This window comes from Streptomyces bullii, from assembly GCF_042657145.1.
GTDB classification, from domain to species: Bacteria; Actinomycetota; Actinomycetes; order Streptomycetales; family Streptomycetaceae; genus Streptomyces; species Streptomyces bullii.
Genome location: NZ_JBHSNY010000002.1, coordinates 182760 through 192713, shown reverse-complemented (window position 1 = coordinate 192713; position 9954 = coordinate 182760). Strand labels below are relative to the sequence as shown.

Annotated in this window: 8 protein-coding genes; 5 read left to right on the top strand and 3 right to left on the bottom strand. The window is 73.9% G+C overall.

The genetic code is table 11. The features are described 5' to 3' along the window. Positions 1 to 4: 4 nt before the first annotated feature. Both ACFPZJ_RS05085 and ACFPZJ_RS05080 read right to left on the bottom strand, forming a co-directional pair. The gene (locus ACFPZJ_RS05085) at positions 5 to 1825 is read right to left on the bottom strand and encodes an ABC transporter ATP-binding protein (protein WP_381017784.1); all 1821 of its coding nucleotides are present in this window, start codon (positions 1823 to 1825) and stop codon (positions 5 to 7) included. Further along, positions 1822 to 3519: an ABC transporter ATP-binding protein gene (locus tag ACFPZJ_RS05080; protein WP_381017781.1), complete on the bottom strand. Its 1698-nt coding sequence runs from the start codon at positions 3517 to 3519 to the stop codon at positions 1822 to 1824. Before ACFPZJ_RS05080 ends, ACFPZJ_RS05085 begins: the two co-directional genes overlap by 4 nt. Positions 3520 to 3721: 202 nt before the next feature. On the opposite strand from ACFPZJ_RS05080, the gene ACFPZJ_RS05075 reads away from it, so the two are divergent. From ACFPZJ_RS05075 to ACFPZJ_RS05055, 5 genes are all read left to right on the top strand, one after another. Further along, positions 3722 to 4792, top strand: coding sequence for a FecCD family ABC transporter permease (locus ACFPZJ_RS05075; RefSeq protein WP_381017778.1), 1071 nt, complete (start codon positions 3722 to 3724; stop codon positions 4790 to 4792). After that, the gene (locus tag ACFPZJ_RS05070) at positions 4789 to 5895 is read left to right on the top strand and encodes a FecCD family ABC transporter permease (protein WP_381017775.1); all 1107 of its coding nucleotides are present in this window, start codon (positions 4789 to 4791) and stop codon (positions 5893 to 5895) included. Before ACFPZJ_RS05075 ends, ACFPZJ_RS05070 begins: the two co-directional genes overlap by 4 nt. Continuing rightward, on the top strand, positions 5892 to 6767 hold the full coding sequence (locus ACFPZJ_RS05065) for an ABC transporter ATP-binding protein (RefSeq protein WP_381017772.1): 876 nt from the start codon (positions 5892 to 5894) through the stop codon (positions 6765 to 6767). The genes ACFPZJ_RS05070 and ACFPZJ_RS05065 overlap by 4 nt, the downstream gene beginning before the upstream one ends. After that, complete coding sequence (locus tag ACFPZJ_RS05060) at positions 6767 to 8341, top strand: amidohydrolase (protein WP_381017770.1); 1575 nt, start codon at positions 6767 to 6769, stop codon at positions 8339 to 8341. The genes ACFPZJ_RS05065 and ACFPZJ_RS05060 overlap by 1 nt, the downstream gene beginning before the upstream one ends. Positions 8342 to 8442: 101 nt before the next feature. After that, the gene (locus ACFPZJ_RS05055; RefSeq protein ID WP_381018965.1) at positions 8443 to 8949 is read left to right on the top strand and encodes a GNAT family N-acetyltransferase; all 507 of its coding nucleotides are present in this window, start codon (positions 8443 to 8445) and stop codon (positions 8947 to 8949) included. A gap of 80 nt (positions 8950 to 9029) precedes the next feature. On the opposite strand, the gene argB is transcribed toward ACFPZJ_RS05055, so the two are convergent. Next, entirely contained in the window at positions 9030 to 9938 is a 909-nt protein-coding gene (gene argB, locus ACFPZJ_RS05050) for an acetylglutamate kinase (RefSeq protein WP_381017767.1), read from the bottom strand. Between the last annotated feature and the right edge of the window lie 16 nt (positions 9939 to 9954).

Below are 9954 nucleotides of genomic sequence, written 5' to 3'. Positions count from 1 at the left end.
CCCGCTATCCCCGGCGGCTGTCCGACCAGGCCGCCCACAGCGCGGCGTAGTGGCCGCCCGCCGCGACGAGTTCGTCATGCGTGCCGGTCTCCACGACGCGGCCCTGATCGAGGACGACGACCCGGTCCGCGGTGGCGGCCTGGGGGAGCCGGTGCGCCACCATCAGACCCGTACGGCCCTCCAGCGCCCGCACGGCGGCTGTCTCCAGGACGCGGGCGCCCGCGCTGCCGGCGTCGGCGGTGGCCTCGTCCAGCAGGGCGACCGGCGGGTCGGCGAGGACGAGACGGGCCAGGGCCAGGTGCTGGGCCTGGGTCACCGTGAGCTGGTGCCCGCCCTCGCCCACCACGGTGGCGGGACCGTCGGGCAGTGCCTCGACCCACTCCCGTGCGCCCACCTGGTCCAGAGCCGCGCGCAGTTCCTCGTCCGTGGCCTCCGGGCGGGCCAGGCGCAGGTCCTCGGCGAGCGGCCCGGCGAACACGTGCACCTCCTGGCTGATCAGCATCACCGTGCGCCGGACGCCCGCCGGACCCAGTTCCCTGGTGTCGACCCCGCCCAGGGATATCGACCCGCCGCGCGGTCGGTGGACGCCCGCGACGAGCTTGGCCAGGGTGGTCTTGCCGGCCCCGCTGGCCCCGACCAGGGCCACCCGTTCCCCGCTGCGGACCTCCAGGTCGACGTCGCACAGGACCGGGTGGCCGTCGACGTACGCGTGGCTGAGCGCGGACACCTTGATCGAGCCGTCCACCGGTACGGCCCGGCCCTCGGGCTCGGACTCCGGCTCGGCGGGCAGGCCGGAGACACCCACCAGACGGGCGAGGCTCGCGCCCGCCGACTGCGCCTCGTCGATGAGGAACAGCGCCGCGTTGACCGGGTTGAAGAGACTGTGGAAGTACAGTGCGGCCGCGGTCGCCGTGCCGATGCTCACCGAACCGCCGTCCACCAGCAGGAAACCCGTCACCAGGACCGCCGTCAGGCCGATGAACTCGGCGGCGTTCAGCCGGGAGAAGAAGCCCGAGATCAGCCGGAAGCCCCGCAGTGCCAGGTCGCGGGCGGCCTGGGACCGCTGCTCCAGCAGCTCCGCGTGGGTGCGGTTGAGGCGGAAGGCGCGTACGGTGCGCACGCCCCCCACACTGTCGAGGAGCTGGTGCTGCAACGCCCCGGCGGCGATCCGGTGCTGGGCGTACACCTTGTTGGCGCGCGGGATGTACCAGCGGACGGTCAGGACGTGGACCGGCACGGCCAGCAGCACGGCGAGCAGGAAACGCCAGTCCAGCACCGCGAGTCCGACGAGGGTGAGGGCGATGGTGAGCAGGGCGCCGGCGAACTCGGGCAGGGCCTGGCGCACCGCCTTGGCGATGATGGTCACATCGCCGGTCACCCGGGAGGTGAGGTCGCCCGAGCCGGCCTGCTCCACCCGTTCGAGCGGCAGGCGCAGCGCCCGTGCCACGAACCGTTCGCGCAGGTTCGCGAGGACCGTCTCGCCGAGGCGCGCGACCAGGGAGGTGCCGATCGCGGTGGCGACGCCCCGGGCCACGGCCACGGCGAGCAGCAGCACCATCGGCACGGTCAGGGCGTCCGGTCCCCGCCGTTCCACGACCAGGTCGACGATGCGTCCCAGCAGGGGCGCGGTCAGCAGGCCGATGCCCGTGCCGACGACCAGCACGGTGACCGACGCCGCCGCCGGCAGCCGGTGACCGCGCAGCAGTGTCGCCAGGGCGGCGAGGGTCTGGGCTCCGGTGGCGGTGGGCAGGAGTGCGCGCTCGCCCGTGCCGCGTTCGCTCATCGTGCTTGCCTCGTGGTTCTCGTCGGTGGCGGGGGCGCTCATGCCAGCACCGCCGCGCGGTAGGACTCGTCGGCGGCGATCAGGTCGGGGTGCGAGCCCTCGGTGCTCACCGTGCCCGCTTCCAGGACCACCACACGGTCGGTTCCGGCGAGCAGGGCGGGGCTGGTGGTGACGAGGACGGTCGTACGGCCGCGCCTGAGTTCCCTGAGCCGCGCGGCGATGCGCGCCTCGGTGACCGAGTCGACGGCGGTCGTCGGGTCGTGGACGACCAGCACGGGAGGATCGGCCGCCAGCGCCCGGGCGAGCGCGACCCGCTGGCGCTGACCGCCGGACAGCGACCGGCCGCGCTCGGCTAGCACCGTGTCCACGCCGTCCGGCAGCGCCTGCGCGACCTCGTCGGCCGTGGCCGCGGCGAGGGCGCGGGCGACGTCCTCGGCGGGGCGGTCGGCTCCGGCCCTGACGTTCTCCAGCAGGCTGCTCTCGAACAGGGTGGCGTCGTGGTGGGCGACCAGGACGGCCCGGCGGGCGTCCTCGGGGTCGAGTTCGGATAGGGGGACACCGTCGAGTTCGACGGAGCCTTCGTCGGGGTCGAGCTCACGGCCCAGGCAGAGCAGCAGGTCGTTGGCCGCGGCCGGGTCCTTCGTGACGATCCCGACCAGGCTGCCGGGGGCGACGTCGAGGTCGACCCGGCGCAGCGCGCCGTGGGTGACGCCGCGCAGCCGGAGCCGTCCCGCGAACGGGTGCGGAAGGCGGGCGGCTCCGGCGGTCACGGCGGGCGGCGAGGCGAGGACCTCGGCGATGCGGCCCGCGGACGCCCGGCCCTGCGCGAACTCGCCGTTGACGTAGGTGAGCAGTTGGAACGGGCCGAGCAGGTACTGGGCAAGGCCGACGGCGGCGACGAGGTCGCCCACGCTGATCGAGCCACGCATCGCCAGATGCGCGCCCACCAGTCCGATGACCGCGATGAAGATGCCGGTCAGCGCGAGGATCGCGCCGTCGTGCCAGGCCCTGCTGCGGGCGGCCCGCAGCGCGGCGTCCAGCGATTCCCGGCTGGTCAGCCGGTAGCGGGACACGGCGGCCCGCTCGGCCCCCATGCCCTTCAGCACGCGCAGACCGGCGACGAGGTCGGCGGCGACCCCGGAGGCGTGGGCGGCGCGCTCCTGCTCGACCTCGCTGCGCTGCTCCAGCGGCCGGCTGATCCGGTGCCCGATCCACAGCAGGGGCGGCACGCCGAGCAGGACGAGCAGGCCCAGCGGTACGGACACACGGAGCAGCGCCACGGCGCTGATGGCGAGTCCGGCGAGCGCCGACATGGCGTACGGCACGGCTGCCGCGACGGCGCCGACCCGGGCGGCGTCCCCGGTGGCCACGGCGGTCAGCGCGCCGGGCAGGCGGCCACGGTCGGCTCCGCCGCGGGGGTCGAGCACCTTGGCGCCCAGGTCGAGCCGGACGCGGTGCGCGGCGTGTTCGCCGGCCCCGTCGGTGATCCTTGCGGCCGTGCGGTAACAGGTCGACAGGACGAGGAAGACGACGGCGAGGACCAGCAGCCAGCGCAGGAGCGCGGCGGAGGAACCGGTCGACACCGCCTCGTCGATGATCACGCCGATGACGACGGGCACCAGGGCCTCACAGCCCTGGTGCCCCATGCCGAGGAACGAGGCCGTGACGATGCGGCGGCGCTGGCCCCTGATCACTCCTCGGAGGACATGGCCCCCCGTCGGTCCTCCATCGAGCATGCGGTACCTCCGCGGAGACGGCAGATGGTTAGGTGAGGCTACTCTAAGTGCCCCCCGATGGTTCCCGGTCGGGCGCCGTGCGCCGCCCGTGCGTTGACCCGGTATCCGTGTGCGGTTAGCCTCACCTAAGTCACGGGCTGTCGACCGTGCCTCACATCTTCTCCGTACGCGCGAACTGCCGCCAGGGGCCAGGGGGTTGTCTTTGTCGGTCGAACGTCAGGCGGCGGCGCCGGGGACGAGGGAGCCGGCCACGGTCGTGCCCCGGACGCGCCGGACCGTGGCCGCTCTGCGAGGGCTGGGGCTGCTGCTGACCCTGGCGGCCCTGGTCGTGGTCGGACTGCTCGGTGTCTGGGTCGGCACCCGGGGCATCGCCTTCAGCTCCACCTGGGACGTGCTGTGGCGTCCCGACGGGTCGCAGACCTCGGTCATCGTCCACGAGCACCGCATTCCCCGCACGCTCCTCGGGCTCCTCGTGGGCATGGCGCTCGGCCTGTCCGGCGCCCTCATGCAGGCACTGACACGCAATCCGCTCGCCGACCCGGGGCTGCTCGGCGTGAGCCTGGGCGCCTCCACCGGCGTGGTCCTGGCCATGGGCTTCCTCGGGGTGGGCACCGCACTCGGCTACGTGTGGTTCGCCTTCGCGGGCGCGGCCGTCGCCTCCGCTGTCGTCTACGTCCTCGGCTCCTCGGGACGGAAAGTGGCCACGCCCGACCGGCTCGTGGTCGCGGGAGCGGCCGTCACGGCCGTGCTGGCCGCCTTCAACTCGGCCGTCCTGCTGCTCAAGCCCCGGGCCTTCGACCAGTTCCGCTTCTGGACCGTGGGCGCCCTGGCGGGCCGCACCACGGACATCGTCCTCATCGTCCTGCCCTTCGTGGTGGTGGGACTCCTCCTCGCCCTGGGGCTGGCGCCCTCGCTCAACGCCCTCGCCATGGGCGAGCAGTTGGGCCGCGCGCTCGGCGTCAACGTCGGCCGGACCCGCGTCCTGGGCGCCGTCGCCGTCATGCTGCTGTGCGGCGCGGCCACCGCCGCGGCGGGCCCCATCGGCTTCGTCGGCCTGGTCGTCCCGCACGTCGCCCGGTTCGTGGTCGGCGCCGACCAACGATGGGTGCTGGCCTACTCGATGCTGCTCGCGCCGACCCTGCTGATCGGAGCCGACGTCCTGGGCCGGATCCTCGGCGCGCCGGGCGAGATCCAGGTCGGCATCGTCACCGCGTTCCTCGGCGCCCCCCTGTTCATCGCGCTGTGCCGCCGCCGAAAGCTGGTCATGCTGTGAGTGCCGTACGGGAGGCAGGGACCTCCGCCACCGACACCGGCCCGGACGTCACGACACCCCGCGTGGTCACGGGCCTGGTCCTGCGCACCCGCTCCGGAGGGCTCTCCGTACGGCTGCACGGCCGCGCGCTGGCCGTCACGGCGGTCCTGCTCGTCGCCCTCACCATGGTCATGGGTGTCACCCTGACCACCGGCGACTTCGCCCTGTCCGCCGGCGAGGTCCTCCAGGCGCTGACCGGCAGGGGCTCCCAGGCCGCCGACTTCATCGTCAACACCCTGCGCATGCCCCGGCTGGTGACCGCGCTGTGCGTCGGCGCCGCCCTCGCCGTCAGCGGTGCGATCCTGCAGAGCCTGACCGGCAACTCGCTGGGCAGCCCCGACATCATCGGCTTCACCAACGGGTCGGCCACCGGCGCGCTCGTGGTCATCGTCGTCCTGCACGGCAGCATGACCCAGATCGCGCTCGGAGCGCTGGCCGGCGGCCTCGCCACCGCCGCCGCCGTGTACCTGCTCATGGTGGGGCGCGGGCTGCACGGATTCCGGCTGGTCGTCATCGGCATCGGCGTCAGCGCCCTGCTGCTCGCCGTCAACTCCTACCTCATCACCCGGGCGAGCTGGCAGGAGGCCCTGGAGTCCCAGTCGTGGCTGCTGGGCAGCCTGGGCAACCGGCTGTGGGTGCACGCCTCCGCCGTCGGACTCGCCGTCGCGGTCCTGCTCCCGCTCGCCTTCGTCCTCGCCCGCCGGCTCTCCATGGTGGAGATGGGCGACGACACCGCCACGGCACTCGGCGTCGACGTGCGACGCACCCGCGCCGTGCTGCTCGTCATCAGCGTCGCCCTCGCCGCGTTCGCCACCGCCGTGACCGGCCCCATCCTGTTCATCGCCCTGGCCGCCCCCCAGCTCGCCCGCAGACTGACCCGTTCGTCGGGCCCGGCGCTGCTGTCGTCCGCGCTGATGGGGGCCGTCCTGCTGACCCTGAGCGATCTCGCCGTGCAGCGCCTCTTCGCCCCCGCCCTCCTCCCGGTGGGCACGGCGACCGGCACCGTCGGCGGGCTGTACCTCATCTGGCTGCTCGTCACCGAGTCGCGAAAGAGCCGCGCATGACCGAGAAGAACCCGCCCGTCCCCAGGCTGCGCGCCGAGAACCTGACGCTGTCCTACGAGCAGCGGACCGTGGCCACCGCCCTCGGCGTCGACATCCCCGACCACTCCTTCACCGTGATCATCGGGCCGAACGCCTGCGGCAAGTCGACCCTGCTCAAGGCACTGGCACGGATGCTCAAACCCCGGGCCGGGCAGGTGTACCTCGACGGCGCCGCCATCGCCTCGTACCGCTCCCGCGAGGTCGCGCGCCGGCTCGGCCTGCTGCCCCAGTCGTCGACGGCGCCGGGCGGCATCACGGTCGGCGACCTGGTGGCCCGCGGGCGCTACCCGCACCAGCGGCTGCTCAAGCAGTGGTCCGCGGAGGACGAGACCGCCGTGATCGAGGCGATGCGCCAGACCGGTGTGCTGGAACTCGCCGACCGGCCCGTCGACGACCTCTCCGGCGGCCAGCGCCAGCGGGTGTGGCTCGCCATGGTGCTCGCCCAGCAGACCTCCATCCTGCTGCTCGACGAACCCACCACCTTCCTGGACATCGCGCACCAGGTCGAGGTGCTGGACCTGTGCGCCGACCTGCACGCCCGCAAGGGACACACCGTCGTCGCGGTCCTGCACGACCTCAACCAGGCCTGCCGGTACGCCACTCACCTCGTCGTGATGCGCCCGGGCGGCACGATCGCCGCCGAAGGCGCCCCGGCCGCCGTCATGACCGCCGACCTCATCGAGGACGTCTTCGGCCTGCCCTGCCGGATCATCGACGACCCGGAGACCGGCACGCCGCTGATGGTGCCCGCCGCCCCCAAGCGGCCCGCCCTCCAGGACCCGGCCGACCCGCCCGCCACCGTCATGGCCGACACCACCGGGGGACACCGCTGATGCTCTGCACCAGGCTGACCAACGCCCGCTTCCTCACCATGGACCCGGGCCACCCCGTCGCCCACGACCTGGGCATCTGGCAGGGCCGGATCGTGGGGCTGGACGAGGCCGTGACCGGCCTGCCCGCCCGGGAGGTGATCGACCTGCAGGGCGCCACCGTACTGCCCGGGTTCATCGACGCCCATGTGCACCTGGCCTGGACCGGCTTCAAGCAGAACACGCCGAGCATCGCGGGACGCACCCGCATCGACGACGTCCTCGCCGTCATCGCGCAGGCCGTCCGGGACCGGGAGCCTGGCGCCTGGGTCAGCATCGCCGGATACGACCAGCGGGCCCTGGGCCGCCACCTGACCGCCGCCGAACTCGACAGGGTCAGCGACGGGCGCAAGGTGTACGTGCTGCACGACTCCGGCCACGGCTGCGTCGTCAACACCGCCGTCCTAAACCTGCTCCCCGCCGACGTCCCGCACGACGACGGCTTCCTCGCCGAGGGCGCCATGGGCGCCGCCCGCGCGCTCCGTCTGCCGTACTCGCAGGAGGAACTGGCCCAGGCGATCGGGCGCGCGGCCCGGACCTGCCTGGCCGAGGGCGTCACCGCCTGCGCCGAGGCCGGCATCGGCGGAACGCTCTTCGGCCACAGCCCCGTCGAGCTCGGCGCCTACCAACTCGCCCGTGACAAGGGACTGTTGCCGCTGCGCGTGCAGCTGATGGTGTCCGCGGACCGGCTGAGCCCCGTCGCCGCGCACGACGCCGACGGCATCCCCAGGGCCCTCGACCTCGGCCTGCGCACCGGCTTCGGCGACGACTGGCTCTCCGTGGGCGCGCTGAAGATCTACACCGACGGCGGCATGATGGCCCGGACCGCCGCCCTGAGCAGCCCGTACGAGGGGCTGGACCACGCCGGGCAGTTGCAGGACGACCCGCGGGCGCTCACCGACGTGATCGTGGACGGCCATCTGGCCGGATGGCAGCTCGCCGTCCACGCGATCGGTGACCGCGCGGCCGACGTCGCCCTGGACGGCCTGGAGCGGGCCCAGCGGCTCCGGCCGCGTCCCGGCGCACGGCACCGCATCGAGCACGCCGGGCTGATCCGGCCCGACCAGCTGGCCCGCTTCGCACGGCTCGGGGTCAGCGCGGTCGTCCAGCCCAACTTCCTGCGCTACTTCGGCGACGACTACGCGGCCATCATGGGTGAGACGCGGGCGCCGTGGATGTACCGGGGCAAGGGCTTCCTGGACCACGGCATCACGCTCGTCGGCAGTTCCGACCGGCCCGTCACCGACGGATCGCCGCTGCGCGCCGTCCAGTTCATGGTCGAGCGCGCCTCCGCCTCGGGTCAGGTGATCGGCCCCGACGAGGGCATCACCGTCGACGAGGCCCTGCGGGCGTACACCGTGGCCGGCGCCTTCGCCTGCCACTGGGAGGACAGCGCGGGCAGCCTCACCCCGGGCAAGCGCGCCGACCTGGTCGTGCTCGGCGACGACCCCCGGCGCGTCGACACCTCCCGCATCGGTGACATCGAGGTGGTGGCGACGTACGTCGACGGCCGCCGGAGCGAGAAGCCGGTGCCGTAAGCCGGCGGTGGAGCGGCACCCCCGGGTGCCGCGCGCCGGACCCGTGGCCGAGGACTCAGGAGGACCGACCTCCGAGGAAGGAAGCTTTGAACACGGCTGCCATGCGCCGCCCCGCCCCGCCGCAGGCGCTTCTCGCGGCGACACCCGCCGTGCGCACCGCCCGCCGTGAGGAGGCGGCCGCACTCGCCGCCCTGTCCCGGCCGTTCGTGCGCTCCGAGGCGCTGCGCCGGCGGCCCGTCTCGCTCTACGCCGACCACGCGGCCGACTTCCTCGTGCGGGAGGCCCCCGACGGCACCCTCGAAGGGTGCCTGGGCCTGCGCGTGCACCCGGCCGGCCCCGAGCACGACCGCGGCCCCGCCGGTGTGCTGTACAACTTCTGCGTGGCCCGGCACCGGCAGGGCCACGGAGTGGGGGACCTGCTCCTGCGTGCCGCGCTGGCCCAGGCCCGCGCCCAGTCGCTGGGCGCGCTGTTCACGGCGACGACAGGAGGGGGCGGCCTCTTCCTCCGGCACGGGTTCACGCCGACGAGCGCGGGTCTGGCGCCCGCGGCTTGGGCTAAGTCCCTGGACCCCCGGCGCAACGCGCAGGTCCTCGCGCGGAGCCTGTGAACCGCCGGAGGAGGCGAGGGATCCACGCACCGTTGCTCACGTCCCGGAAAGCCGAGGGCTGTCGCGCCGTGCCGGCGGGATCACCCGGCGCCCTCCTCACCGTCCGCGCCGTCGTCCGCAACCACCGTGGTGCCGGGGCTGTTCTCGCTGAGGACGCCGCGTAGCAACGCGTGCGGAACGCGGCCGTCGAGCACGTGCGCCCCGCGTACACCGCCGCGGACGGCCCGCAGGCACCCCTCCATCTTCGGCAGCATCCCGCTCGCCAACCCCGGCAGCAGGGCCTGCAGTTCCCCGGTCGTCAGCCGCTCGATCACCTCGGTGCTGTGCGGCCAGTCGGCGTACAGCCCCTCCACGTCGGTGAGCACGACCAGCCGCTCCGCGCCGAGCGCCACGGCCAGTGCCGACGCCGCCAGATCGGCGTTGACGTTGTAGACCTGCCCGTCCTCACCGCGTGCGACGGGGGAGACGACGGGAATGTGCCCCTGCGCCAGAAGCGTGCCCACCATGCCCGGGTTCACCTCGACGACGTCCCCGACGAGCCCGATGTCCACCCGGCGACCGTCGACCCAGGCGGGCCGCCGCACGGCGGTCATCGTGTGCGCGTCCTCTCCGGTCATCCCCACGGCGAGCGGCCCGTGCGCGTTGATGTGCCCGACCAGTTCCCGCTGCACCCGGCCGGTCAGGACCATGCGCACCACGTCCATGGTCTCCGGCGTGGTCACCCGCAGGCCCGCCGTGAACCGGGTCTCGAGCCCGAGCCGGTCGAGCATCGCGCTGATCTGCGGCCCGCCGCCGTGCACGACCACCGGACGCAGCCCCGCCCGCCACAGCTCCACGACGTCCCGGGCGAACGTCCGCGTCAGAGCGCCGTCCACCATGGCGTGGCCACCGAACTTGACCACGACCACGCTGCCCGGCAGCTCCTGCGGCCGGAGCGGCTCCTGGGCGCCCGGATCCGCTTCCGCGCGCTGTGCGACGACCGTTCCCATGCCTGTTCCCACCCCA